Source organism: Aeromonas sp. FDAARGOS 1418 (assembly GCF_019048585.1).
Taxonomy (GTDB): Bacteria; Pseudomonadota; Gammaproteobacteria; order Enterobacterales; family Aeromonadaceae; genus Aeromonas; species Aeromonas caviae.
The window spans coordinates 2,141,408-2,167,724 of the sequence record NZ_CP077387.1 but is presented as its reverse complement, the minus strand read 5'-3'; the positions used below and the strand labels follow the sequence as shown (position 1 = coordinate 2,167,724).

Below are 26,317 nucleotides of genomic sequence, written 5' to 3'. Positions count from 1 at the left end.
GGGCACAGCCAACAAGACAAGGAGTCCTTATGAGCGATCACCCACCACTGCCCACCCGCCTCACCGTGGCCGCCCTGGTGCACTGGCAAGGGCGTTTCTTGCTGGTGGAAGAGGAGATTGCGGGCAAGCGCCGCTTCAACCAGCCCGCCGGCCACGTGGAGCCGGGAGAAGATCTCATCCAGGCGGCCTGCCGCGAGCTGAAGGAGGAGACCGGACTCACCGCCGCGCCCACCGGCTGGCTTGGGGTCTACCTCTTCAAACCGGCGGACAGCGAGGCCACCTTTGTGCGCACCGCCGTCATCTTCGACCTTGAAAAGTCGCCCGGTCAGCACCATCCAGAGGATCCCGACGGTGACGTACTGGCCTGTCACTGGCTCAGCCTGGAGGAGATTGCCGAGTGCAAGCCCGCTCTGCGAAGCCCCCTGGTGTGGCAGTGTATCCAGGACTATCTGGCAGGCACCAGGCTGCCGCTGTCGGCCCTCAAGGCCTTCATCTGAGAGCCTGCCCACACTCTTACTGCGAGACCGTGATCAAGGCTCATGTGCTGCTCGGAATCCTCACGTATATCTATACGTTCCGGTTCCTGCGCTGCTCTTTACCTTGCTGACGGCCTCTCGTGACAGATCGTGAACAGGCTATGCGGGACCGTTTGGCGCCATTTTTTCATCATGGCGCCGACAAATAGAAAAACGATTTCCCGCCACCGGGCTTCCAAGGGGAACGGCGGCAGGGAGATGTGACCGGGGGCGCAAAACTCTGGTAGAATACGCCCCGTTTAAACGAACTGGTAACTTCGACTAATGACAGACAACAGCCAAATCAAGGTGATCGTCGGCATGTCCGGCGGCGTGGATTCTTCCGTCTCGGCCTACCTGCTCCAGCAGCAGGGCTATCAGGTCGAAGGCTTGTTCATGAAGAACTGGGAAGAAGACGACACGGACGAGTACTGCTCTGCCGCCCAGGATTTGGCTGATGCCAAGGCCGTCTGCGACAAGCTGGGGATGAAACTCCACACCATCAACTTCGCCGCCGAATACTGGGACAACGTGTTCGAGCACTTCCTGGAAGAGTACAAGGCGGGTCGCACCCCGAACCCGGATATCCTTTGCAACAAGGAGATCAAGTTCAAGGCGTTCCTGGAGTTCGCCGCCGAGGAGCTGGGGGCCACCTACATCGCCACCGGCCACTATGTGCGCCGTGACGACAGCACCGGCCGCCCGCGCCTGCTGCGCGGCCTCGATACCAACAAGGATCAGAGCTACTTCCTCTACACCCTGAGCGAAACCCAGGTGGGTCAGAGCCTGTTCCCGGTCGGGGATCTCGAAAAGCCGGAGGTGCGCCGCATCGCCGAGCAGCTGGATCTCATCACCGCCAAGAAGAAAGACTCCACCGGCATCTGCTTCATCGGTGAGCGCAAGTTCAAGGACTTCCTGGCCAAGTTCCTGCCCGCCCAGCCCGGCCCCATCGAAACCGTGGACGGCAAGATCATCGGCGAGCATCAGGGGCTGATGTACCACACCCTGGGCCAGCGCAAGGGCCTTGGCATCGGCGGTCGCAAAGATGCCACCGAAGAGGCCTGGTACGTGGTGGACAAAGAGGTGGAGCGCAACACCCTCGTGGTGGCGCAAGGGGAACACCCCCGCCTCTACTCCGACGGCCTGGTCGCGAGCCAGCTGCACTGGGTGGATCGCACCCCCATTCGCGCGCCGCGCCGCTGCACCGTCAAGACCCGTTATCGTCAGGAAGACATCCCCTGCCTGATCCAGCCCATCGACGATGAGACCATCCGGGTCATCTTCGACGAGAAGCAGGCTGCGGTGACCCCGGGCCAGTCCGCCGTCTTCTACGACGGGGAAGTGTGTCTGGGCGGCGGCATCATCGAACAACGTTTCAGCCATCCGGTTTGAGCCAATAGCAGAAGGCAGCCTACGTGAGCGATACATTCCAAGGCCGGATCATGACCTGCTGCGGGCATCTGCCAGTGAATGAACAGAACAGGGCTGTGAAGATATGAGCGACAAATTCCAAGACAGAACCATGGCCTTCGCAGGCATCTGCCAGGCCGCCTATCTGGTGCAGAAAGTGGCCCGTGACGGCTCCTGCGACGAAGCCTCCCTGCGCGAGAGCCTGCAAAGCATTCTGGTCACCAACCCCACGCAGCCGCTGGAAGTGTTCGGCAGCCACCTGGCCATTCGCGACGGCTATCGCGCCCTGGTGGAACAGCTGGGGGCCGACGGCAGCCAGAAGAATGCCGAGCTGACCCGCTACGTGGTGAGCCTGATCGCGCTGGAGCGCAAGCTCGCCAAGCGCAAGGACATCCTCAACATGCTGGGGGAGCGGATCAGCCAGATCGGCCGCCAGCAACAGCATTTCGATCTGCTCGACGAGCAGATCCTGGCCAATATGGCGAGCATCTACAGCGACCTTATCAGCCCCATCGGGCCGCGCATCCAGGTGGCGGGCACCCCGCTCTTCCTGCAGCAGCCCCTGGTGCAGCACAAGGTGCGCGCCCTGCTGCTCGCAGGCATCCGCGCCGTGGTGCTGTGGCGCCAGCTCGGCGGCAGCCGTACCCAGATCATCTTCGCCCGCAAGAAGATGGTGGAACTGGCCAAACGATTTTAACCCCCACACCAATCATCAGGAGTTCACCCCATGGAGCTGTCCGCGCTGACTGCCGTTTCCCCGATTGACGGTCGTTATGGCGACAAGGCCGATGCCCTGCGCCCTATCTTCTCCGAATTCGGTCTGCTGCGTTTTCGCGTCGAAGTCGAGGTGCGCTGGTTGCAAAAACTGGCCAGCCACGCCGGGATACCGGAAGTCCCTGCCCTGAGCGAGGCAGCCAATGCCGTGCTTGACGGCATCGTCAGCAACTTCAACGAGCAGGATGCCGCCCGCATCAAACAGATCGAGCGCACCACCAACCATGATGTGAAAGCGGTGGAGTACTTCCTGAAAGAGAAGGTGGAAGTGAACCCGGAGCTGGCCGCCGTCAGCGAATTCATTCACTTCGCCTGCACCTCGGAAGACATCAACAACAACTCCCACGGCCTGATGCTGAAGACCGCCCGGGAAGAGGTGATCAAGCCTTATTGCGAAAAGCTCATCGGCGAGATCAAGCGCCTGGCCGTCGAGTACCGCGACATGCCGCTGCTGTCACGCACCCACGGTCAGCCGGCGACCCCGAGCACCATGGGCAAGGAGATGGCCAACGTCGCCTACCGTCTGGAGCGCCAGCTCAAGCAGATCATGGCGGTGGAGCTGCTGGGCAAGATCAACGGTGCCGTGGGCAACTACAACGCCCACATCAGCGCCTACCCGGATGTGGACTGGCACCAGTTCTCCGAGGAGTTCGTCACCTCTCTCGGCCTGACCTGGAACCCCTACACCACCCAGATCGAGCCCCACGACTATATCGCCGAGCTGTTCGACGCCCTGGCCCGCTTCAACACCATCCTGATCGACTTTGACCGTGACGTCTGGGGTTACATCTCCCTGGGTCACTTCAAGCAGCGTACCATCGCCGGCGAAATCGGCTCCTCCACCATGCCCCACAAGGTCAACCCCATCGACTTCGAGAACTCCGAAGGCAATCTGGGTCTGGCCAACGCCGTGTTCCAGCACCTGGCGAGCAAACTGCCCATCTCCCGCTGGCAGCGTGATCTCACCGACTCGACCGTGCTGCGCAACCTGGGTGTGGCGGTGGGTTACTCCCTGATTGCCTATCAGGCAACCCTGAAGGGGATCTCCAAGCTGGAAGCCAACGCGGACGCCATGGCCGCCGATCTGGATGCCAACTGGGAAGTGCTGGCTGAACCCATCCAGACCGTGATGCGCCGCTACGGCATCGAGAAGCCCTACGAGAAGCTCAAAGAGCTGACCCGTGGTCGCCGCGTCGACGCCGAAGGGATGCGGACCTTCATCGACACCCTGGAGTTGCCGGAAGCGGTCAAGGTCGAGCTCAAGAAGCTGACCCCGGCCAACTACATCGGCGACGCCCAGCGTCTGGTCGATCTGCTGAAATAAGTGATGTAACCGAACCGGCGGGGGCTCTGTCATGACGGCAGGGCCCCCGTTGATTTTGGCCCATTTGATATGATCACCCTCTATCGGGCCATTTCAGAGCCCTTGCCCAAGCCCGCCTTGGGCAAGCCCTCTCACAAAATACGAGAAGCACCATGTACCAACTCAATCTGGATATCGCTCACTTCCTCGAGCACTACTGGCAGAAGCGCCCGCTCCTCATCAAGGGCGGTTTCACCGACTTTCAGGATCCCATCAGCCCGGACGAGCTGGCGGGTCTGGCCATGGAAGAGGTGATCGAATCGCGCCTGGTCACCCGCTTCAACAACCAGTGGGAGGCGGCCCACGGCCCCTTCGAATCCTACGATCACCTGGGGGAAGAGAACTGGACCGTGCTGGTGCAGGCGTGCAACCACTGGGTACCCGAGGTGCACGAGCTGGCGGTGCCCTTCCAGTTCATCCCGGGCTGGCGCTTTGACGATGTGATGGTGAGCTTCTCCACCCCTCACGGCGGTGTCGGCCCCCACATCGACAACTACGACGTCTTCATCACCCAGGGTCAGGGCAAGCGCCACTGGCGGGTCGGCGATGCCAAGCCCCGGAGCGAGTTTGCCGCCCACGCCGCCCTGCTGCACTGCGAGCCGTTCGAGGCGATCATCGACGTCATCATGGAGCCGGGCGACATCCTCTACATCCCGCCCGGATTCCCCCACGAGGGCTACGCCATCGAGCCCTCCCTGAACTTCTCGGTGGGTTTCCGCGCGCCGGACGCCAAGGCCCTTGTCTCCTCCTTTGCCGATCACCTGATCGACAACGAGATCCGCACCGAACGTTACGGCGATCCGGACCTCCAGCCCCGCGCCCGCCACGGGGAAATCCAGCCCCATGAGCTGCACCGCCTGCGGGAGCTGATGCAACAGGCCCTCGACGACGAGACCCTGTTCAAGGAGTGGTTCGGCACCATGATCTCCGAGGCCAAGCACGATCTGGACGTCAATCCGGTGGAGCCGGACTACAGCGCCGACGAGGTGGCCGACCTGCTGAGCCAAGGGGAGCCCGCCATCAAGGTGCCGGGGTTGCGCAGCGTCTGGTTCAGCGGCGAGAGCCGCACCTGCTACATCGACGGCGAAGCCTGGACCCTGCCAAGCGAAGATCCGGCCGCCATCGCGCTCCTGTGCGACAAGGACATCATCACCCAGGACGCGCTGGTGGAACTGGCCGATCAGGCGGGCTTCCTGCAACTGCTGACCCGGCTGGTCAACCGCGGCTACTGGTTCTTCGGCTGATCCAGAGGGCTGCCGCCCCTCCCGGCGTGCCGGGAGGGGCGGCGTTTTTTTCCGCTGTAGGCCAACCGGCTCCTGCCTTGCACTGCTTGCCCTGACGCCGCGGGAGGGAGTGACTACACTGGATGACGGCCAACGGCATCGGGCCGGATCGCCCCCGCAATGGGGCCCTGTTGTTTGTCATTTAACAACATGGGATCGGGCAGGATGCGGGGCCAGAAATGGGAACCAAATGGCCTCAGTTGCGGAAAATCAATTATTTTAGCCCCTAAAATGAGCTGTGAGCGAAAACGTTATCTTTCAAATTGAGGCCGTTTTCGCTCAAAACGTTGTTTCTGGATCATAAAAAGTATCCAAAAACTGGTGTATATTGCACGGCGGAAATTCCTTAACCATGAAGACTGACATGAAAAAGACCAAAATCGTCTGCACCATCGGTCCCAAGACCGAATCCAAAGAAATGCTGGGCAAGATGCTGGATGCCGGCATGAACGTCATGCGCCTGAACTTCTCCCACGGCGATTACGCCGAACACGGTGGTCGCATCAGCAACCTGCGCGCTGTCATGGCCGAAACCGGCAAGCACGCAGCCATCCTGCTGGACACCAAGGGTCCGGAAATCCGCACCATCAAGCTCGAAGGCGGCAACGACGTCTCCCTGGTCGCCGGCCAGACCTTCACCTTCACCACCGACCAGACCGTGGTGGGCAACAAAGACAAAGTCGCCGTCACCTATGCCGGCTTTGCCAGCGACCTGCGCGTCGGCAACCGCATCCTGGTTGACGATGGCCTGATCGGCCTGGACGTCATCGAAATCACCGAGCGCGAAGTGATCTGTAAAGTGCTCAACAACGGTGACCTGGGCGAGAACAAGGGCATCAACCTGCCGGGCGTCTCCATCAAGCTGCCGGCCCTGGCCGAGAAAGACAAGCGCGACCTCATCTTCGGTTGCGAGCAAGGCGTTGATTTCGTTGCCGCTTCCTTCATTCGCAAGAAAGAAGACGTGCTGGAAATCCGTGAGCACCTGAAAGCCCACGGCGGCGAGAACATCCAGATCATCTCCAAGATCGAAAACCAGGAAGGCCTGGACAACTTCGACGAGATCCTGGCTGTCTCCGACGGCATCATGGTTGCCCGTGGCGACATGGGTGTCGAGATCCCGGTAGAAGAAGTGATCTTCGCCCAGAAGATGATCATCGAGAAGTGCAACAAAGCGCGCAAAGTGGTCATCACCGCCACCCAGATGCTGGACTCCATGATCAAGAACCCGCGTCCGACCCGCGCCGAAGCTGGCGACGTAGCCAACGCCATCCTGGACGGTACCGACGCAGTCATGCTGTCCGGTGAATCCGCCAAGGGCAAGTACCCGCTGGAAGCCGTGACCATCATGGCCACCATCTGCGAGCGTACCGATGCCGTGATGCCGTCCAACCTGTCTGCTGCCAACGACAGCAACAAGCTGCGCATCACCGAAGCGGTATGTAAAGGCGCGGTAGAGACCTCCGAGAAGCTGGACGCCCCGCTGATCGTGGTTGCCACCGAAGGCGGCAAGTCTGCCAAGGCCATCCGCAAGTACTTCCCGAAAGCCTGGATCCTGGCCATCACCACCAACAAGAAGACCGCTGCCCAGCTGGTGCTGACCAAGGGTGTGGTTGCTCACGTGGTTGACTCCATCGCCTCCACCGACGACTTCTATCGCATCGGCAAAGAAGCCGCGCTGGAAATCGGCATGGGCGTGAAGGGTGACGTGGTTGTCATGGTCTCCGGTGCCCTGGTACCGAGCGGTACCACCAACACCGCCTCCGTTCACGTACTGTAATCAGTCCTGAACCGATGAAAGCGGCGCCTGCGGGCGCCGTTTTTTTTTATCTCTCCCCCTGCTGCCCCTCTTGCGCCGGTGCTAGAATCCACGCGGATTTTACCCTGGTGGAAAATCCCCCGAACATCGCATAATCACCCGGACGCTTTATGCTCTCAACACGCTTCAAAAGAGCCTCGGCCACCCTGCTGCCGCTGCTCTGTTTACTCATCACCTTCTGGACCCCGAGCACCCTGGCGCAGGATCTGCCCCAGCGCGCCACCGTGCAGCGGGCGCTCGACGCCCTCGGCAAGTCGGACACCCCTACGGCCAGCCAGCAGGCGGACCAGAAGTTCCTGACTGACACCCTCTCCCTCCTCGACAGCATCGACAAGGAGAAGAGCAAGGCCAAAACCCAGAGCGAACGCCTGCGCACCCTGCCGGCAGAGCTCAAGGAGATCGGCGCCAAGCTCGACGCCCTGACCCAGGGCAAGAGCCCGGAGCAGCTCAAGAGCGAATACGCCACCATGAGCCTGGCGGAGCTCGATGCCCGCCAACCCGAGATCATGGCCAACATGCAGGCGGCCCAGGAGGCCCTTGGCACCATCGGCAGCCAGATCACCAACCTGCAGACCCTGCCGGAGCGGGCCCAGGCCAGCATGAGCCGCGCCTATCAGCGCAGCCAGGAGATCCGCACCCGCCTCAACGCCGGGGACGGGGTGAGCAGCGCCGAGAAAATGAAGCTTAATGCCGAACTGGCCCTGCTGGATCTGCAACTGGCCAACCTGCAAAAGGAGCTGGACAACCGCACCAGCATGCAGGATCTGGTGGTCAAGCAACGGGACTACCAGAGTGCCCGTCTCGCCAGTGAAGAGCAGAAACTGCAGGCATTGCAGGAGCAGAGCAGCGCCAAGCGCCTGGGGGACACCGAAAAGACCGCCGAAGAGACCGGCGAACTGGTGGCCGCCGAAGACAACCCCCTGGTGCAAAAAGAGCAGGAGCTCAACTACCAGCTCAGCCAGCAACTCATCAGCTCCACCAACAGCCTCAACACCCTGGCCCAGAAGAACCTGCAGGCGAAGAGCATGCTGGAGCGCGGCACCCAGACCGAGCGCAACCTCAACGAACAGGTGCAGATGCTCAAGGGCAACCTGCTGCTCTCGCGCATCCTCTATCAGCTCTACCAGCAACTGGAAGCGGCCCCCTCCACCCTGGTGAAGAACCTGGAGGAGCAGATCGCCGACCTGCACCTGGCCCAGTTCGAACTGAGCCAGCAGCGTGACCAGCTGTTCCAGAAGAACCAGTATCTGGACAACCTCATCGCCAGCAGCGGCGAGACGGTGAGCGACGAAGACAGGGCCAGCCTTGCCAAGCTCATCGACACCCGCATCGGCCTGCTGGATCAGCTCAACCGCCAGATGGATGCCCAGCTCACCAACGCCATCAGCCTGCAACTGACCCAGCAGCAGCTGACCCGGGTCTATGCCTCCATCGAGTTCACCCTGCAGCAGCACATCTTCTGGGTGAGCAGCAACAAGCCCATCGATGCCAAGTGGTTCATCACCTGGCCGGCCCAGGCCTTCAAGCAGGCCTCCGACTGGGTGCTGAAACCGGACTGGAGTGGCTGGGGCGACATGCTGCTGGCAGTCTCTCTGCTGGCACTGCCCCTGCTGCTGGTGGGGGGCCTGCTGCTGTGGAAGCGCGGCACCCTGCTCGAGCGCCAGAAGAAGATCGTCAAGGATCTGGGACGTTTTCGTCAGGACAGCCAGTGGCACACCCCCCGTGCCCTGCTGTTCACCGTGCTGCAACGCCTGCCGGGCACCCTCTTCATCCTGGCCGCCGGCCTGCTGCTCGCCTATTGCGGTCTGCTGAGCCCGAGACTCATCTTCCAGATCACCCTGAACCTGGCCCTCGGCTACCTGGTGTTCAGCGTCTACCTGTCTGTGATGCGACCGGGGGGCATCGGCGAGACCCACTTCCGCATGCCGCGGGACGAACTGCAGGCCAAGCGCAACAGCATGCGCTACCTCTGGCTGCCCCTGCTGCCCCTCATCATGCTGTCGACCAAGGCGGTGGTGGAGCCCTCCTCCCTTGGCAACGACGTCATCGGCCAGGGCATGACCATGCTGCTGCTGGGGCTGACCGCCTACCTGGTGCTGCCCATCTCCCGCGCCCGCATCAAGGGCGAGGCAAGCATGTTGCAGACCCTGACCGCCGTCGCCCTGGCGCTGGCACCGGTGGCCCTGATGGTGCTGGCAGCCCTTGGCTACTACTACACGGCCCTGAAACTCACCGGCAGGCTCATCGAGTCCTTCTACCTCATCATCATCTGGGGTCTGGTCTATCGCACCGCCCTGCGCGGTCTTGAACTGGCGGCCCGTCGTCTGGCCTATCGCCGCGCGGTCGCCAAGCGGGAACACAAGACCCAGGAGGATGCGGAAGGGGGCGAAGCCATCGAAGAGCAGCCCATGGATCTGGAAGAGGTCAGCCAGCAGTCCCTGCGTCTGACCCGCATCATGCTGCTGCTGGTGTTCGGCGTCGCCTTCTACTGGCTCTGGTCTGATCTGGTGGCGGTCTTCACCTACCTCGACAGCGTGGTGCTGTGGCACAAGAGCGAGGGGACCGGGGCCAACGCCGTGCTCTATCCCATCAGCCTGAGCGACGTGCTGACCGGCCTCTTCGTGTTTGGTGCGGCTCTGTCGCTGGCCCGCAACCTGCCGGGCCTGCTGGAGGTGCTGGTGCTCTCCAAGCTGCGTCTCGCCCAGGGCACGGCCTACGCCTTCACCACCATGCTCAACTACGCCCTGATCGGGGTGGGCAGCCTGACGGCGCTGGCCATGCTCGGGGTCCAGTGGGAGAAGCTGCAGTGGCTGGCCGCCGGTCTCTCGGTCGGTATCGGTTTCGGCATGCAGCAGATCGTCTCCAACTTCATCTCCGGCATCATCATCCTGTTCGAGCGCCCGGTGCGGATCGGCGACACCGTCACCATCGGCACCATCTCGGGCACGGTCAACAAGATCAGGATCCGCTCCACCACCCTCACCGACTTCGACCGCAAGGAGGTGATCATCCCGAACCAGCAGCTGATGATAGAGCGGCTCATCAACTGGTCCCTGTCCGACACCGTCACCCGGGTCATCGCCCGGGTCGGGGTGGCCTATGGCTCGGATCTGGATCTGACCCGCAAGCTGTTGATGCAGGCCGCCATGGAGAACAGCCGGGTGCTGAAAGACCCGGCCCCCATCGTCTACTTCCTCACCTTCGGGCCCAGCACCCTGGATCACGAGCTGCGCTTCTTCGTGAGCGAGCTGGGGGATCGCAACCCGGCCATCGACGAGCTGAACCGTCGCATCGACGTGCTGTTCCGCGAGCATGGCATCGAGATCGCGTTCAACCAGATGGACGTCTACATCAAGAACATGCAGGGAGACGAACAGAAGGTGGAATCCCGCCCGGCGCTGCCGCCGGCAGGGAACCAGCCCGTCTGATCCCGCCCGCTTCACAGGCCCCGTCACGGGGCCTGTTTTTTTCTGCCCGCCCCCCGCCTTGGAAAGCGCAGATCGCCCCCAATATAGGGAAGACAACGGACTGTCTGCACGAGGAACCCAATGGACTCTCTCTACGCCGTGGTACTCTTTGCCATCTCGGCATCGGTCACCCCCGGCCCCAACAACATCATGGTGATGAGCGCCGGCGCCAGCGTCGGGATACGCAAGAGCCTGCCCCTGCTCATGGGGATCTGCGTCGGCTTCACCCTGATGCTGTTGCTGGTGGGGCTGGGCTTTGGCCAGCTCTTTACCCGCTTCCCCGAACTCCACATGTTCATCAAGTGCGCGGGCACCCTCTATCTGCTCTATCTTGCCTGGCTCATCGCCCGCCCGACGGACGGGATGGCTGACAGCAAAGGGGCCCGCCCGTTCGGCTTTTTCAAGGGAGCCCTGTTCCAGTGGGTCAATGCCAAGGCCTGGGTGGTCGCCACCGGCGCCATCGCCGCCTTCACCAGCGCGGGGAGCGACCCCTTTGAGCAGCACCTCGTCATCGCCCTGACCTTCTTCATCGTCTCTTTCCCCTGCGTCGGACTCTGGCTCCTGTGCGGTTCCCTGCTCAAGCGCTGGCTGGCAAACGATCTTGCCCGTCGCCGCTTCAACCAGGTGATGGCAGCCCTGCTGGTACTGTCAGTGGTGCCCGTCATTCGCGAGATCCTGATCCCCGCCTGAGACGCCGGGACTCCCCTTTCCCTTGACCCGACGGACGGCCGTCGCAAAGGAGATGCAATGCAACAAGTGGTCTATGTGGCCAACCCGGTGAGCGGGTTGATCCATGTGTTTCGCCTCGAGGCAGGCACCCTCGCCCCGCTGCAGGAAGTGCAGACCGGCGGCGAGGTGCAGCCCCTGGTCATCAGCCCGGACCGGCGCTGGCTCCATGCGGGGGTGCGCCCCGATTTTCGGGTGCTGAGCTTCCCCATCTCCGCCGATGGGCGGCTCGGGGCCCCGACCTCGGCGCCACTGCTCGGCAGCGCCTCCCACACCTGCACGGACGACAGCGGCCGCCTCTTCTTTGCCGCCTCCTACGCCTTCAACCACGTCACCGTCTCCCGCCAGGATCAGGCGGGCCGGATGCAGCCCCCTCACCAGCGTCTCGACGACCTGATGGCGGCCCACTCGGTCACCTGGCTTGCGGGGCAAAACGGGGAGCAGGAGCTGCTGGTGGCCTGCCTGAAGGAGGACAGGGTGCGCCGCTTTGCCCTGGTGGACGAGAAGCTGGTTCCCCATCCCTTGGGGGACATTCACACCGCCCCCGGCGCCGGGCCCCGCCATCTGGCACTGCACCCGGACAACGGCGATCTCTATTGCCTCAACGAACTCGATGCCACCCTCAATCGCTACCACAGGGAGGCGGACGGACAGATAGTGGCGCGCGAGAGCCTGGACATGCTGCCCCCAGGCTATGAGGGGGAGCGCTGGGGCGCCGACCTGCACCTGACCCCGGATGGACGTTTTCTCTACACCAGCGAACGGGCCAGCAGCCTGCTCACCCTGTTCGGCGTCTCCCCCCAAGATGGCGCCCTCACCCCCCTCGGCCACTTCCCGACCGAGGCCTGCCCCCGGGGCTTTGCCATCGACCACAGCGGCCACTGGCTCATCGCGACCGGGCAGCAATCCCACGAGGTGGCGCTGCATGCCATCGACCCCGAAAGCGGCCAGCTCACCCCGGGCCCACGGAGCGAGGTGGGCAAGGGGGCCATGTGGGTGAGGGTGCTCGCCCTCCCCTGAGATGGCGAAAAACGGGCATAAAAAAGCCATGGCACTGCCATGGCCTGCGTGAGCCGGCCCCCTCAGGAGCCGGTCACCTCCTTCAGGAAACCGGTGAAACGCTGCCAGGACTTGGCATCGGCATCGGCGCGGTAGTTGTCCGAGCCAAAGACGCTGAACGCGTGGGGAGCGCCGCTGTAGCTGGTCGCCTCGTGCTTCACCCCGGCGCTCTCCAGCTCGGCCACCAGCGCCGCAAATTGACCCAGAGAGACCGCCTCGTCGGCGCTGCCGTGCTGGACAAGCAACTGTCCCTTCGCCTCTTTGTAGTCCTGCCCGGCCGGAGTCTCCAGCCCGCCGTGTACGCTCACCACCCCCTTGAGATCCGCCCCGCTGCGGGCCAGCTCCAGCACGGCGGCGCCGCCGAAGCAGTAACCGAGGGCCACCGCATTGTCGAGCCGCCCCCCCTGCCTGCCCGCCTCCGCCAATCCCCCTTGCAGCAGGGTGCGCATCCTGGTCCTGTCCTGATAGAGGGCCCCGGTGAGGCGTTTCTTGTCTTCCACCGTGCTCGGCCTGACCCCGGCACCGAACAAATCTACGGCAAAGACACTGTAGCCCAGGGCCACCAGCATCTCGGCCCGCTTGATCTCGTAACCGTTGAGCCCGTCCCAGTCGTGCACCAGCACCACCAGAGGGGCATCCTTGTCGGCAGCCGCCAGGTAATAGCCCTCGAACGGCTTGCCTTCGACCTCGTAGCGCACCGCACCGGCCTCGGCCGCGCCGCTTCCCATCAGCCCCAGCAGAGCCAGGATCCATGCCCTCTTCATCCTTTCGTCCTCTCCCGTCAATGGTGCCCCTGAGTGTAGCCGCTTCACATGGGGAGCCCGGGTTCAGTGGTACGCAGGCAAAAAAAGAGAGGCCACCCGAAGGTGGCCTCTTTTTCATCATCTCAACGTACAGCAAGCCAGGCGCTTAATCCTTGGCGCTCTCCATGGCACCCTCTTCGGAGTGCTGGGGCAGGATGAGGTTCAGCAGGATGGCGGCCACCGAGGCCAGGCCGACACCGGCCAGGGCGAAGTCGCCGATCTTCATCTCCAGGGCGCCGACACCCACGGTCAGGGTCACCGCCACGATGGCGATGTTGCGGGACAGCCCCAGATCCACCTTGGACTCCACCAGGGTCTTGAGACCGATGGCGGCGATGGATCCGAACAGCAGCAGCATGATGCCGCCCATCACCGGCATGGGGATGGAGGTGAGCAGGGCGTTGAACTTGCCGAAGAAGGCCAGAATGATGGCGAACACCGCCGCCCAGGTCATGGTGACCGGGTTGAAGTTGCGGGTGATCATCACGGCGCCGGTCACTTCCGCATAGGTGGTGACGGGGGGACCACCGATGAAACCGGCGAAGCAGACGCCGATGCCGTCACCGGCCAGGGTGCGGTGCAGGCCCGGATCCTTGGTGTAGTCCTTGCCGGTCACGCCGCCGATGGCCAGCACGCCGCCGATGTGCTCGATGCAGGGGGCGATGGCCACCGGCAGCATGAAGAGGGCCGCGGCCCAGTTGATCTCCGGGGTCTCGAAGTGGGGCAGCGCCAGCCAGGGGGCGTTGACCATCCCATCGAAACTCACCTGGCCCATCAGCACGGCAGAGACATAACCGGCGATGACACCGCACAGGATGGGGATGAGCTTGATCCAACCCTTGCAGAACACGGCGGCAATCAGGGTGACCGCCAGCGAGATCCCCGCCAGGGTCAGCGCCGTGGTGGCGGGCACCACCTGCTCACCGCCGGCACGGCCCATGGCCATGTTGCAGGCTACCTGGGCCACCGACAGGCCGATCACCATGATGACGGGACCGATGACCACGGGGGGCAGCAGCTTGTGCACGAAGCCCATGCCACGAGCGCGGATGATGGCCGCCAGGATGAAATACATGAAGCCCGCGGCAAACAGACCGAACATGGTGGAGGGCAGGCCCCAGGTCTGGGTGGCATAGATGATGGGGGCGATGAAGGCGAAGCTGGAGCCGAGGAAGATCGGCACCTGACGACGGGTGCAGAGCTGGAACAGCAGGGTGCCTACACCGGCGCCAAGCAGGGCCATGGAGGGGTTCAGACCGGTGAGCAGGGGCACCAGCACCATGGCACCGAAGGCGACAAACAGAATTTGCAGCCCGGCGACGCTTTGCTTGACCAAGGAAAACATGGGTATCCTTAATTTTTTGATAACTGACAGGGATATTTGACACTTTTCAGTCATCACAAGACGTTTTCAAGGCAGCCAACGGGCCAAACGGCGTCATTTGTTGCCTTTTACTGCTTGGGGAGGGCATGAAACTGGCTTTTTAGGCGGGATTCGCTGCTACAAGCATCGAGGAAGCGATTTTACGCACTTTTATGGCCAACGCCAATCGTTTTTCCGGCAAGTTGACATGACAAGGCTTTCAACTGGTCGACGCAGATATTGCCCCAATCCCCTCTCTATACTCGAAGGCGTGACCCCACACCGACAAGGAGTTCCCCATGTCACTGCCCTCATTCAAACCCAGCCAGCGCCGGCTGCTGCTGGGCTCGGCCATCGCCCTGGCCCTGTTCGCCACCCCGCTGAGCTATGACTTCGACCACCACCAGTGGCAGGCAAACCAGGCCCATGCCAAGTCCTGCTTCATTGCCGGTACCCGCATCCTGATGGCCGATGGCTGCGAACGCCCCATCGAGACCCTGCGGGTCGGCGATCGGGTGCGGGACAGGCACGGGCAGAGCAACCGCATCCAGGCCATCGAGCGGGTGGCGCTGGGGGCGCGCAGGCTCTACGGGCTCAATCATCTGCCCCCCTTCTTTACCGCCGAGCACCCCTTCCTCACCACCCGGGGCTGGGCGGCCATCGCACCGGCCATGACCCGCACCGAAAACCCGGCCCTCGCCGTGCTGCCGCTCTTTACCGGCATGCACCTGCTGGGTTGGTCAGAGGGGGGCAGCGCGGGCAACCTGGCGCTGGCGCCGCACCCTGTCGAACTGCCGGTGGCCTCCCTCTCCTGGGTTGATGCCCCGCCCGCCACGGCGCTGTTCAACCTGATCCTCGATGGCAGCCACAGCTATGTGGCCAATGGGCTGATCGTGCACAACAAAGGGGGGGATGGCGGCGGCAACAGTGGTAGCGGAGGCGGCAACAGCGGCGGCGGAGGCAGCAACAGCAGCGGCGGAGGCAGCAACAGCGGCGGCGGAGGCAGCAACAGCGGCGGGGGCAATAGTAGCCACAGTGGAAACAATAGCGGAAATGGAGGCGATAGTAGCCATAACGGAAACAATGGCGGGGACGACAGCGGCCACGGCGGCGATGACCGTGGTCAGGGCGAACATGCCGGTGGCGACCAGCACGCTGGCGGCGATCGCCACGGCGGTGGCGACAAGCATGCAGGCGGGGAGCGTCATGCCGGTGGCCGGGTGGACGACAACGGTGTGGACGCCGTCGACGCCAATGGCAACAAGCTTCGAGGCGATGGCAGCGTGGATGACAACGGTGTGGACGCCGTCGACGCCAGTGGCAACAAGCTTCGAGGCGATGGCAGCGTGGACGACAACGGTGTGGACGCCGTCGACGCCAGTGGCAACAAGCTTCGGGGCGATGGCAGCGTGGATGACAACGGCGTGGATGCCGTCGACGCCAATGGCAACAAGCTTCGGGGCGATGGCAGCGTCGATGACAACGGCGTGGACGCCGTCGATGCCAGTGGCAACAAGCTTCGGGGCGACGGCAGCGTCGATGACCGCCTGGTGCCCCCGCCCGCTCAATAAGTGGCAGCGTCCTGCCCCGCACACACAGCAGGGCGGAAAACAGAGAGGGTGGCCTGGGCCACCCTCTCTGTTTCTATGGCATCGTCATGCCCGCGACACGTGCGGGCAGGTCGCACCTCAGACCCGGCGATAGGGCAGGTAGACCGGCTCCCACATATGGCTCAGGATGTGCTCTTGCAGATCCTGACCGATGAGCGGATGGGAGGGATCCCGGCGCACGATATCCTTGAGCACTGCGGTCGCCACGTGCACCGAGATGTTGCGCAGCTCGCTGATCCTCGGGTAGACGGTGCCCCGGGCGAGATCCGCCTCGCTCACGCACTCCGCGAGCGCAAAGGCGGCGGTGGTGAAGATGTCCGGGCTTATCTCGCGGATCTGGCTGACGATGGCCGCCAGCCCCACGCCGGGGAAGATGAAGACGTTGTTGCCCTGACCGATGCGATAATCCTGCCCCTCATGGTGCACATCCTTGAACGGGCTGCCGGTGGCGACGATGGCGCGCCCCTGGCTCCAGCGGAAGATGTCTTCCGGCAGGGCCTCGCAGTTGGCGGTGGGGTTGGAGAGGGGGAACACCATGGGGCGCTCGCAGTGAGTCAGCATCAGTTGGATGTGCTCCTCCTGGAAGGCGCCGCCGGCGCCGCTGGTGCCGAGCAGCACTGTGATGGGCACGTGGCGCAGCACCTCGGTCAGCCCCGCCTTGCCCTGCAGATCCCACTGGGCCAGCAAGAGGCCCGGCTTGGCGTAGCGGCGCTTGTACTCATCCAGCCCCTCGCGGTTGTCACACACCAGCCCCTGGGTATCCAGGATATAGATGCGATCCCGCGCCGCCTGCGGGTCAAGCCCCTCGCGGATCATCCCCGCGCAGATCTGATCCGCCACCCCGACCCCGCCAGCCCCGGCCCCGTAGACCAGGTAGTGCTGCTGGCCCAGGGTTTCCCCCTTGGATTTGACGGCCCCAATGATACCCGCCAGCACCACGGCCCCGGTGCCCTGGATGTCGTCGTTGAACGACGGCAGCGCCTGCTGGTAGCGGGCCAGGTTGTTGAAGGCGTTGGACTTGCTGAAGTCCTCCCACTGCAGCACGGCGTTGGGGAAGTGGCGCTTGACCCCGGCCACGAACTTGTCGATGAAGTCGTCGTACTCCTTGCCGCGAATGCGCCTGTGGGGCTGCCCCAGGTACATGGGGTCATCCAGCAGCGCCTGGTTGTCGGTGCCCACGTCCAGCGCGATGGGCAGGCAGCAGGCGGGGTGGATGCCCGCCCCCAGGGTATAGAGGGCGAGCTTGCCGATGGGAATGCCCATACCCCCCACCCCCTGATCGCCGATGCCGAGGATCCCCTGGCTGTCGGTCACGACGATGATGCGCACCGCCTTGGCATCCATGTGGCGGGCGAGGGAGCCCATGTCATCGACGTTCTTCGGGGTGATGTAGAGGCCGCGCGGCTTCTGGAAGCGGTGGCTGAACTCCTGGCACGCCTTGCCCACGGTCGGGGTGTAGATGTAGGGAGTCATCTCCTCCACGTGGCGGGACAGGAGGGCGTAGAACAGGGTTTCGTTGCGATCCTGCAAGGCTCGCAGGTTCTGGTACTTCTCGATGTCGCTGCAAGCGCTCAGGAAGGCCTCATAGACCCGCTCCAGCTGGGCTTCGAAAGTCTGCACCTGGGGCGGCAAGAGGCCGCCCAGCTCAAAATCGGCCCGCTCCTGTTCGGTGAAGGCGGTGCCCTTGTTGAGGTTGCGATCGTTGAGCAGATTGGTGCCCGTCAGCGCAACGGGGCGAAAATCGTGACCCTGTGCATCTTTCCACAGCAGATATTGTCCGGTAGCCATAGTCATTCTCTTTGATTTACATGAAGTTGCCATCAGGCAGGAGAGCAAGACTCAGAATGCTGGGGATCATATGACGTTTGCCGATCCGGTTTTGTGAGCTTGGACAAACCCTGCGGCCAAAGGCGCCTTTGCCGGGGCAGCCGAAGGTTGCTCCCGCGCCCGCCTTGGCGCAAGATCCCGACACGCCCCTGTGGGCATCCCTTTGTGAGCAACGGAGCACCATGACCCCTTCCTCTTCCCCCGCTTTTCTCGTCAGCGGCGTCATCCTCGCGGGCGGTCGCGCCACCCGCATGGGGGGCGATGACAAGGGCTGGGTGCCCCTCGCGGGCACTCCCCTGATCGAACACGTGCTGACCCGCCTGCGCCCCCAGGTGGACGAGGTGCTGATCAACGCCAACCGCAGCCAGGCTCGCTACCGGCAGCTTGCTCCCGTCATCGGGGACGCGCAGGCCGACTTCCAGGGGCCGCTGGCCGGCATGCTGGCGGGGCTGACGGCGGCCCGTCACGACTGGGTGCTGTTCGTCCCCTGTGACGGCCCCGCCCTGCCCCTTGATCTGATGACCCGCTTTCGCGCCGCCATCACCCCGGACACCGATCTGGTGGTGGCCCACGACGGAGAGCACCTCCAGCCCGTGGTCGCCCTGCTGCGCCGCGCCCTGCGCCCCTCTCTGCAACAGGCGCTGGCGGACGGGGAGCGCAAGACCGGGGCCTGGTTTGCCCGCCACCAGATGGCGGTGGTGCCCTTTGCCGATCTGCCCGACGCCTTCGTCAACCTCAACAGCCCGGCCGAACTCGCCGCCTGGGAGGCAAGGCTGCGGGAAGGGGGCGCGCCATGAGCCCCCTGCCCCTGCTCGGCTTCGTCGCCTGGAGCGGCACCGGCAAGACCACCCTGCTGGAGCGCCTCATCCCGCGCCTGGTGGCGCGCGGTCTGCGCCTCGGGGTGCTCAAGCACACCCACCACGCCTTTGACATAGACCAGCCCGGCAAGGACAGCCACCGCCTGCGCCAGGCGGGCGCCACCCAGGTGATGGCGGCCTCCGACCGGCGCCACGCCCTGATCCGGGAGACCCCGGAGGGGGAGCCCCCCTTCGAGGCGCTGCTGGCCCGCTTCGATGCGCGCGCTCTGGATCTGTTGTTGGTCGAGGGGTTCAAGCACAGGCGCTTTCCCAAGGTGGAGCTGTATCGCGCCGCCATCGGCCGGCCCCTGCTCTTCCCCGATGATCCTGACATCGTCGCCCTCGTGAGCGACGCGCCCCAGGCCACGACCCTGCCCCGGTTCCCCTTCGAGGATCTGGAGGCCATCGCCGACTTCATCTGCGCCCGGTTGCCCCCGCACGCCCCCCGTCAGGCCCCGCCGCCTCTTCGCCTCTGCGCCCGGCTGCTGGCGGCCCTGCCCCCATCGGCAGAGCAGGGCGTTGTGCCCGGCTTGCTCAGTCAGGACGAGGCGGGCACCCTGCTGGTGCGCCCGGTGGATGGGGGCCACGACAGTGCCAACTGCCGCATCGAACGGGCGCCGGGTAGCGCGGCCCTTCCCCCCGGCGAGCGGGTCATGGTGCGCCTGCCGACAGGTGCGCCCCCATGAACCGGAGAAACGACGCAGGTCAAGGCGAATGCCGTCCCCCTTGCTATCCTCACAACCCTGACCCGAGATAAGAGAACGCCCTTGCGCCTCAATGCCCCGCTCTCCCGCTTCGATCTGCTCATCTATGGCCGCTACCGCCTAGTCCACGGCCTGCGCATCGCCCTGGCCTTCACCCTCACCTTCCTGCTGACCCGGGAGCTCAAGCTGCCGGAGAGCACCTGGCCCCTCATCACCCTGGTGGTGGTGATGGGCCCCATCTCGTTCTGGGGCAACGTGCTGTCGCGCGCCCTGCAACGGGTGGTGGGCACCGTCTTTGGCGCCGCCTGCGGGGTGGTGGCCCTCTATCTGGAGCTCTACTCCCTGCCCCTGATGCTGGCCTGGTGCTGCGCCATCATGTTCCTGTGCGGCTACCTGGCGCTCGGCAAGCGCCCCTATGTGGGGCTGCTCATCGGCATCACCCTGGGGGTCATCGTCGGCGGGGTGCCCGGGGACATCGAGACCGCGCTCTGGCGCAGCGGCGACGTCATCCTGGGGTCGGTGCTGGCCCTGCTGTTTTGCAGCATCTACCCCCAGCGGGCCTATACCCACTGGCGTCTGCAGATGCACGACACCCTGCAGCAGGCCGGGCGGCTCTACCACACCCACCTCTCCCCCAACGTGCTGGAGCGCCCCAAGCTCACCCGAAGCCATGCCCGCCTGCTCGCCAAAATAGTCAGCCTGCGCCCCCTGCTGGCCCCGGCGGTCAAGGAGACCCGCCTTGGCAGCCCGCTGTTCGAGGCGACCCAGACCACCCTTCGCAACAGCGTCTGCACCCTGGAGATGCTGGCCAACACCTACTGGCGGGATCGCCAGAGCCACTTCCTGATGCAGAGCCACCCGGGGCTTCGCGCCTGCCAGCAGGCGACGGAGTCAGTGCTCACCGAACTCGCCCTCATGCTCAAGAGCGGCGATACCACGGCGGCCGACCAGGCCATCGGCCGCCTGCAAGCCGCCGCCGCCCGGCTCGATGGGGACGCAAGCCAGGCGCCAGGCCAGGGACACGACCCCACCCTTGGTGGTTACCTCTGGCTCAATCTCCATCTCATCGAGCAGCTCGCCCACCTCCATCGCCTGCTGGGGCTGGTGCTGCAACCCTATGCCAAGCCCTCGGCCCGCCCCTGATCGCGCCTCCTGCAACCGCCCACAAAAAAGCCCCGCCGATGCGGGGCTTGTTTGTCTCGGGCTCGCGCCTTAGCTTGCACGAGCCAGGGGCTGCTCCGGAGTGAGGTAGAGGGAGAAGTCCTCTATCCCCGCCTTCAGGGCGGCAAAGCAGTCGGGGTCGATGGCCGTGCCCAGGTTTTCCGCCATCATCTCCAGGGCCCGCGGCACCGGGATGGCATCCCGATAGGGGCGCTTGGCGGTGATGGCATCGAAGATGTCGGCGGTGGTGATGATGCGCGTCTCCAGGGTGATCGCCTCCCCCTTGAGCCCCTTGGGGTAGCCCTTGCCGTCGAGTCGCTCATGGTGGGCGCCAGCCACCTGGGCCAGCTCCTCGAAGGCGCCGATGCGGCTCAGGATCTCCTCGGTGTAGGCGGCATGCATCTGCACCGCCGCCCACTCCTGCTCGTCAAGCTTGCCCGGCTTGTCGAGGATGGCGTTGCTCACCCCGAGCTTGCCCACGTCGTGGAGCAGGGCACCCCGCTTGAGCCAGCGTCGCCGCGCCTCGGACATCCCCATCTGGGCGGCGAGGATGTCGGTATAGAGCGCCACCCTGCCGCTGTGCCCCGCGGTGTAGGGGCTCTTGGAGTCCACCACCTGGCCGAAGGCCGCCGCTATCTCGTCCAGATAATCCTCATCCAGCGCCACCTCCCCCTGCCCCGCCGGGTGGGCGAAGACCCGCTCCGCCAACGCGGGATCCGCCAGCCCTTGCCAGAAGGCGTCGTCGGCCAGCGCCTCGAAGGCCCTGACCAGGGCGGGATCAAACCAGTTGCCGCTGCGCTCGCGCAGCTCCCTCATCGCCGCGTCCGGCCCGGCGGCGGCGTGAAACACGTCCACCACCTGACAGAGCAGGGCGATGCGGGAGAAGAGCGGGATGGCCTCTCCCGCCAGTTGTTGCGGCCGCCCTTTGCCGCTCCAGTGCTCATCCAGGGAGAGGATCCCCTGGGCCACCTCGTCGCTGAAACGCAACTGGCGGGCGATGTCCGCCCCCCGGTGGCAGCGGGTCAGGATCAGCTCGTTGGCTATCTGATCCCCGTTGCGAAAGATGTGGAACAGGCTGCGAAAACGGCCCAGCAGATCCGCCTGCAAGCCGGTGTGGCCCAGCACGAAGTTGACTACCTCGGAGAGGGAGCCATCCACCAGCTTGAAGTCGCGCTTGAAGTGAAGATCGTCGGTGAGATAGAGCTCGCAGATGCGGGCGGCATTGCTGCTGCACCCCAGATCCTTGAGCAACAGGGTGTAATAGAGGTCGTGGCGCTGCCGGGCATCCAGTCCCAGTTGCTCCCCCAGACGAGAGCCTATCCAGCAGCAGCGGATGCAATGGCCTCTCGGCTGCCCTTCCGTCATGTCCAGGGCATGGCTGAGAGAACCAATCAGCTCTGCCAAACGCAACCCGTTTACCGTCATAGCCCACTCCCTCTACATCGGGGCGTACTTGCCCGCAGGCATGTATAGCATTTGTTGGGAGTAAAGGATCAGGGGCGCGACAAATTATACCTGCACCGCTCCCCGGCTTGCCGCCGCATCGCGCTGCTCGCGGCTCAGGGTCGAGACCAGTTTGTCGTCCAGATAGAGATCCAGTCGCTCCCCGCGCATCTCTCCCCGCATCAGGCTGCGCTGACCGTCGATGTAGTGGATCTCCATCTGGGCGGTGCGCTCGTCCGGGTAGCTCACCTGTACCTCGCGCACCCCTTGGGGCAGCAGGGCCAGCGGCACCTGGTTGAGGGCGGGATCCAGGTGCTGGTTCACCTTGATGATCGCATCGCTCTTCTGATCCACCAGGGCGGGCGACTTGCCGGTAATGGGGTTCTTGCCGGACCAGAATTCGATGGTGTTGAACACGAAGAGATCCGCCGTGGCCGCCAGGCCATAGACGGGGGAGAGCAGCACGAAGACGCCGGCACGGCCGTAGCGGTTGTCCACCACGCTGAGGTTGCCCTTGGTCACCATGGAGGAGAGGCCCATCTGGCCCATGCAACCACCGAGCCCCAGGCTCGCCCCCATTCCCAGCAGCAGGGCCAGTGCCCTGCCTCTCTGTCGTACTGCCATTGTTGTCTACCTGCTCAATAAAAAGGAGGCGGCAGCCTAAACAAGGGGGCCGGGCGGCACAATGACGAAGGGGGGCGTCATACAGCCAGGGTTCAGCCTGGCCGTCCGATCGCTCACTCTGTTGGCAATCTTGCGGTCAGCCCCTCAGATGGAGAGGGCCGACACCGTCTGGGAGACCCTGTCCGCCTCCTGGTGGATCTCGCTCATCAGCTTGTCCACGCCGGCGATCTGCTGCTTGCCGAGTTCGGCGCTGCCCGCCACCCCGGCCATGTCGTCGGTCACCCTGGCGGTCAGCTCGCGGTTCTTCTGCACCACCCTGGCGATCTCGTCGGTAGAGAGCGACGTGCGGGCGGCCAGCTGGCGCACCTCGTCCGCCACCACCGCAAACCCGCGCCCCTGCTCCCCCGCCCGCGCCGCCTCGATGGCGGCGTTCAGGGCCAGCAGATTGGTCTGATCGGCGATGGCGCTGATGGTCGAGACGATGGCCTCGATGCTTCTGGACTGCTCGTTGAGCTGGCCGATGAGGGCGATGGCCTCATCCACCTGGGAGGCGATGAGGGAAGAGGTCTGCACCACGGCGCGCAGCAAGCCCGCCCCCTCCTCTGCGCTGTGCAGGGTCTCCTGGGCGGTGCTGTGGGCCAGGCGGGCCGCCTCCCGGGTGGCGTGGTTCTGCTCGATGCGCGCGGTGATGTCGCTGGCGAACTTCACCACCCGCACCACCTTGCCGCTGCCATCCCGGATGGGGTTATAGGTCGCCTCCAGCCAGACGGCCTGCCCCCGGCTGTCGTGGCGCATGAAGAGGCCGGATTTGAACTGGCCCCGGGCCAGCTCCTCCCAGAAACGGGGCTGCTCGCGCAGAAAGGCCTCGTCACAGAAGATCCTGTGGTGCCTGCCCGCGATCTCCCCCAGGGTGTAGCCCATGACGCTCAGGAAGTTGGCATTGGCATGGAGGATGTCGCCGTTCGGGGTGAACTCGATCATGGCCCGGGAGCGGTCCAGCGCCTCGGTGAGCCCCTCGAGTCGCTCCAGCCGCAGGTGCTGTTCGGTGACGTCGCTGGCCATCTTGAGTACCCGGGTCACCCGGCCCTGGTGCTTCACCGGGAAATAGGTCGCCTCCAGCCAGCGCGTCTCCCCCTGCCGGTTCACGCGCTCGAAGGTGCCAGACTGCACCTCCCCCTGGGCGAGGCGGCGCCAGAACTGGCGATAGTCACCGGACTCCCCCCAGGCCCTCGGACAGAGCTGGCTGTGGGGCTGCCCAATCAGTTCGGCGGCACCATATCCCATCAGGGCCAGGAAAGGGGTGCTCGCCTCCTGGATGATCCCCTCCGGGCTGAAGATGACGGTGGCGGCACCCGCCTTGATCGCCTCTATGATGCCCTGCTCCTCATCGAGCCGGGTCTGGCATGCCTGCAACTGCGCTTTGAGCTTCTGATTGAACATGACACTTCTTCCTCGTTGACCATCCCCATGGGCACCACGGCCTCACCCACAGAGGGTATCGGCACCGCCAGCGCCGACATAAGTGGTCGGACGACTGAAACGAATGGGGCGCGCAGTGTATAGAAAAGCGGCGATGCCGCCAAGGGCTCCCAATACGCAGCCCAGGTGAAAGAGGATCAGCCCGGCGGTGAAAAAGGCGGCTAGCGAGCGGGAACGCACTCAAGGCATGCGGGATTGCCAGCAAAGCCGAACCGTTCGTAGATAGCGCGCCCATCACTGCTGGCATGGAGCCACAGCTTGCCCAGTTGCTGCTCGCGGGCATACGCCACCATGACCACCAGCAGGGCGTTCGCCATTCCCCGTCTGCGCCAAGCCGGCCGGGTGTAGATGTTGAGCAGGTACCCTTCCCGCCCCGCCAGATTGCCCGGGTAGGGCGGGCGCACGAAGAGTGCCAGGGTGGCGCACGCCACCACCTCGCCCTCCTCTTCCACCACCCAGCTACGGGCGCTGCCCTCTTCCTGCGCCTGAATGAAGTAGGCCTGCGTCGCCTCCCTGAGGACCGGATCCTCATCGGGCCGGGCAAGTTCCCCCACCTCACAAAAGAGCGCCATGCGCAGTGTCGTCAGGGCGGGAATATCGGCCGCCAGGGCCTCGCGAACCTTCATCTCTTCTCCTTTGCATTCCTTTCCCACCCGTCAGTCAGGCAGGGCTCGTGTGCGGCCACCTTACGCCGGAGGCGAACGACGGGCAAGGCGCCAGCTGTCGAGCCCCAGGGGGCCCGCCCCCCACACAGCCAGGGTCAGCAGCATCCAGCCCCACAACTGGTGATCGTGAAAGCCCCCCGCCCAGAGGGCCGGGTAGGAGATGACCGCCATGGCGTTGAAGCCAAACAGCAGCAAGGCGACCGGACGGGTGAAGAGGCCCGCCAGCAGGAAGAGGGGCAGCAACAGCTCGGTCGCCGTGCCCGCATAGGCCGCCCACTGCCAGGGCAGCAGGGGCACCTGATATTCGAACTCGAACAGATAGAGGGTGCTGTCCCAGGCCGTTAACTTGAGCCAGCCGGATCGCAGAAAAATGGTGGCGACCCAGAGCCTGGCAAGCAGCAACAGGCCACCGCTGCACCAGGGCAAGATGCGTTCAACAAGGGGGCCAAGGGGCCTGGCAAGGGTTTGCGTTGTCATGGGGCAAGCTCCAGATCGACCAGCAGGTCGAGGGTGATGAGGGGGGCCAGGTGTTCGGCCATGGCGGGATCCTGAGCCAGCAGGCTGGCCAGCGGCCTGCCCTGCAGGCAGCCTTGCAGCAGACACCAGGCGGCGGCATCCAGGGGAATGGGGTCGACCCGGTGTCCGGGGCATTTCTTGAGTGCCAGGGAGCAGACAGCATCCAGCTCCCTGACCGTCTCACCGCCGTGCAGGGCCATCTGCCAGAGCGCCAGCACCGGATGGGGGCTCTCCAGGAGCTGCAGATCGCAGGCAGGATGCAGCACCAGCCGCTCCCAGTGCTCAGGGGTCATGGCGGCAAGCCGCTCGGCGGGCCAGCGCCGCGTCTCTGGCGCAAGCAGCGAGACCCGCTCCAGCCCCCACTCGAAGCGGGCCAGATCCCCGAGCCAGGGCAACGCGGCCGTGGTGGGCAAGCGTGCCAGCCAGTCGCCAAAGCCCTCCCCGTAGTCCATGACGCTCCCCTCCTCCAGAGGAGCCGCCAGCACGAACCCTCGTGCCGCCGCCTCAAAGAAAGTCTCGCCAACCATGGCGCGTACCGCGGGGTAGCTGCTGGCGAGCACCTCGGTGAGGCCGAGGATGAAGTTGTTGCGATAGATCTGCAACAGGGCGTCGGGGGCAAAGCGTCCCGGCTGGATGTGCCCGAGGATGGCATCATCCTGGCCGAGCAGACCGCTCGCAAAAGCGCGTTGCAGGGAAGCAAGCTCAGACATGGGCTGCCTCCCCGAGCAGACCGCTCGCAAAAGTACCTTGCGGGGAAACAAGCTCAGACATAAGTGGCCTCCCCGAGCAGACCGCTCACAAAAGGACCTTGCGGGAAAACAAGCTCAGACATGGGCGGCCTCCCCGAGCAGA

General features: G+C 64.4%; 21 protein-coding genes and 1 pseudogene. 13 read left to right on the top strand and 9 right to left on the bottom strand.

The genetic code is table 11. The annotated features are described in order from the left end of the window. Nucleotides 1-29 precede the first annotated feature (29 nt). The 9 genes from I6L48_RS10330 (at nt 30) to I6L48_RS10290 (ending at nt 12,374) form a co-directional block, all read left to right on the top strand. Entirely contained in the window at nt 30-497 is a 468-nt protein-coding gene (locus tag I6L48_RS10330) for an NUDIX hydrolase (protein ID WP_010673620.1), read from the top strand. 303 nt (nt 498-800) lie between these two features. Continuing rightward, the gene (gene mnmA, locus I6L48_RS10325; protein WP_216988027.1) at nt 801-1,907 is read left to right on the top strand and encodes a tRNA 2-thiouridine(34) synthase MnmA; all 1,107 of its coding nucleotides are present in this window, start codon (nt 801-803) and stop codon (nt 1,905-1,907) included. Nucleotides 1,908-2,010: 103 nt separating this feature from the next. Beyond that, nucleotides 2,011-2,622: a high frequency lysogenization protein HflD gene (hflD, locus tag I6L48_RS10320; RefSeq protein ID WP_010673618.1), complete on the top strand. Its 612-nt coding sequence runs from the start codon at nt 2,011-2,013 to the stop codon at nt 2,620-2,622. A gap of 30 nt (nt 2,623-2,652) precedes the next feature. Beyond that, the gene (purB, locus tag I6L48_RS10315; RefSeq protein WP_041214787.1) at nt 2,653-4,023 is read left to right on the top strand and encodes an adenylosuccinate lyase; all 1,371 of its coding nucleotides are present in this window, start codon (nt 2,653-2,655) and stop codon (nt 4,021-4,023) included. Between the two features lie 152 nt (nt 4,024-4,175). Then, nucleotides 4,176-5,306, top strand: a complete 1,131-nt coding sequence (locus I6L48_RS10310) for a cupin domain-containing protein (RefSeq protein WP_043154680.1) — start codon at nt 4,176-4,178, stop codon at nt 5,304-5,306. A 403-nt stretch (nt 5,307-5,709) separates the two neighbouring features. Continuing rightward, a complete protein-coding gene (gene pykF, locus I6L48_RS10305; protein ID WP_010673615.1) occupies nt 5,710-7,122 on the top strand; it encodes a pyruvate kinase PykF in 1,413 nt (470 codons plus the stop codon). Nucleotides 7,123-7,271: 149 nt separating this feature from the next. Next, entirely contained in the window at nt 7,272-10,589 is a 3,318-nt protein-coding gene (mscK, locus tag I6L48_RS10300) for a mechanosensitive channel MscK (RefSeq protein ID WP_216988026.1), read from the top strand. 120 nt (nt 10,590-10,709) lie between these two features. Continuing rightward, nucleotides 10,710-11,318: a LysE family translocator gene (locus I6L48_RS10295; RefSeq protein ID WP_216988025.1), complete on the top strand. Its 609-nt coding sequence runs from the start codon at nt 10,710-10,712 to the stop codon at nt 11,316-11,318. A 57-nt stretch (nt 11,319-11,375) separates the two neighbouring features. Continuing rightward, a complete protein-coding gene (locus I6L48_RS10290; protein WP_213320679.1) occupies nt 11,376-12,374 on the top strand; it encodes a beta-propeller fold lactonase family protein in 999 nt (332 codons plus the stop codon). A 62-nt stretch (nt 12,375-12,436) separates the two neighbouring features. On the opposite strand, the gene I6L48_RS10285 is transcribed toward I6L48_RS10290, so the two are convergent. Further along, nucleotides 12,437-13,177 carry a dienelactone hydrolase family protein gene (locus I6L48_RS10285; RefSeq protein ID WP_201893486.1) on the bottom strand — a complete coding sequence of 247 codons (741 nt, stop codon included), beginning with the start codon at nt 13,175-13,177 and terminating at the stop codon, nt 12,437-12,439. A 145-nt stretch (nt 13,178-13,322) separates the two neighbouring features. Further along, complete coding sequence (locus I6L48_RS10280) at nt 13,323-14,561, bottom strand: uracil-xanthine permease family protein (RefSeq protein WP_010673610.1); 1,239 nt, start codon at nt 14,559-14,561, stop codon at nt 13,323-13,325. Nucleotides 14,562-14,878: 317 nt separating this feature from the next. Here I6L48_RS10280 and I6L48_RS10275 point away from each other — a divergent pair, with 317 nt between their 5' ends. Beyond that, on the top strand, nt 14,879-16,150 hold the full coding sequence (locus I6L48_RS10275; protein ID WP_254203241.1) for a Hint domain-containing protein: 1,272 nt from the start codon (nt 14,879-14,881) through the stop codon (nt 16,148-16,150). 117 nt (nt 16,151-16,267) lie between these two features. On the opposite strand, the gene I6L48_RS10270 is transcribed toward I6L48_RS10275, so the two are convergent. Then, a complete protein-coding gene (locus tag I6L48_RS10270; RefSeq protein WP_010673606.1) occupies nt 16,268-17,977 on the bottom strand; it encodes an NAD-dependent malic enzyme in 1,710 nt (569 codons plus the stop codon). A 221-nt stretch (nt 17,978-18,198) separates the two neighbouring features. On the opposite strand from I6L48_RS10270, the gene mobA reads away from it, so the two are divergent. The 3 genes and pseudogenes from mobA (at nt 18,199) to I6L48_RS10255 (ending at nt 20,720) form a co-directional block, all read left to right on the top strand. Continuing rightward, nucleotides 18,199-18,813, top strand: coding sequence for a molybdenum cofactor guanylyltransferase MobA (gene mobA / locus I6L48_RS10265; protein WP_216988024.1), 615 nt, complete (start codon nt 18,199-18,201; stop codon nt 18,811-18,813). Then, a pseudogene (mobB, locus tag I6L48_RS20960) lies at nt 18,810-19,295 on the top strand (molybdopterin-guanine dinucleotide biosynthesis protein B); the annotation flags it as partial. The gene mobA and the pseudogene mobB, both read left to right, overlap by 4 nt. 345 nt (nt 19,296-19,640) lie before the next feature. Further along, nucleotides 19,641-20,720 carry an FUSC family protein gene (locus tag I6L48_RS10255; protein WP_128274428.1) on the top strand — a complete coding sequence of 360 codons (1,080 nt, stop codon included), beginning with the start codon at nt 19,641-19,643 and terminating at the stop codon, nt 20,718-20,720. A 69-nt stretch (nt 20,721-20,789) separates the two neighbouring features. Here I6L48_RS10255 and I6L48_RS10250 read toward each other — a convergent pair whose 3' ends face one another. The 6 genes from I6L48_RS10250 to I6L48_RS10225 form a co-directional block, all read right to left on the bottom strand. Beyond that, on the bottom strand, nt 20,790-22,163 hold the full coding sequence (locus I6L48_RS10250; protein ID WP_201893480.1) for an HD-GYP domain-containing protein: 1,374 nt from the start codon (nt 22,161-22,163) through the stop codon (nt 20,790-20,792). Nucleotides 22,164-22,247: 84 nt separating this feature from the next. Next, entirely contained in the window at nt 22,248-22,805 is a 558-nt protein-coding gene (locus I6L48_RS10245) for a DUF3332 domain-containing protein (RefSeq protein WP_113069929.1), read from the bottom strand. Between the two features lie 144 nt (nt 22,806-22,949). Further along, nucleotides 22,950-24,245: a PAS domain-containing methyl-accepting chemotaxis protein gene (locus I6L48_RS10240; RefSeq protein WP_113069928.1), complete on the bottom strand. Its 1,296-nt coding sequence runs from the start codon at nt 24,243-24,245 to the stop codon at nt 22,950-22,952. Nucleotides 24,246-24,445: 200 nt separating this feature from the next. Beyond that, complete coding sequence (locus tag I6L48_RS10235; protein ID WP_113069927.1) at nt 24,446-24,910, bottom strand: GNAT family N-acetyltransferase; 465 nt, start codon at nt 24,908-24,910, stop codon at nt 24,446-24,448. A 60-nt stretch (nt 24,911-24,970) separates the two neighbouring features. After that, on the bottom strand, nt 24,971-25,426 hold the full coding sequence (locus I6L48_RS10230; RefSeq protein WP_041213281.1) for a DoxX family protein: 456 nt from the start codon (nt 25,424-25,426) through the stop codon (nt 24,971-24,973). After that, nucleotides 25,423-26,175: a DNA-binding domain-containing protein gene (locus tag I6L48_RS10225; protein ID WP_216988022.1), complete on the bottom strand. Its 753-nt coding sequence runs from the start codon at nt 26,173-26,175 to the stop codon at nt 25,423-25,425. Before I6L48_RS10225 ends, I6L48_RS10230 begins: the two co-directional genes overlap by 4 nt. Between the last annotated feature and the right edge of the window lie 142 nt (nt 26,176-26,317).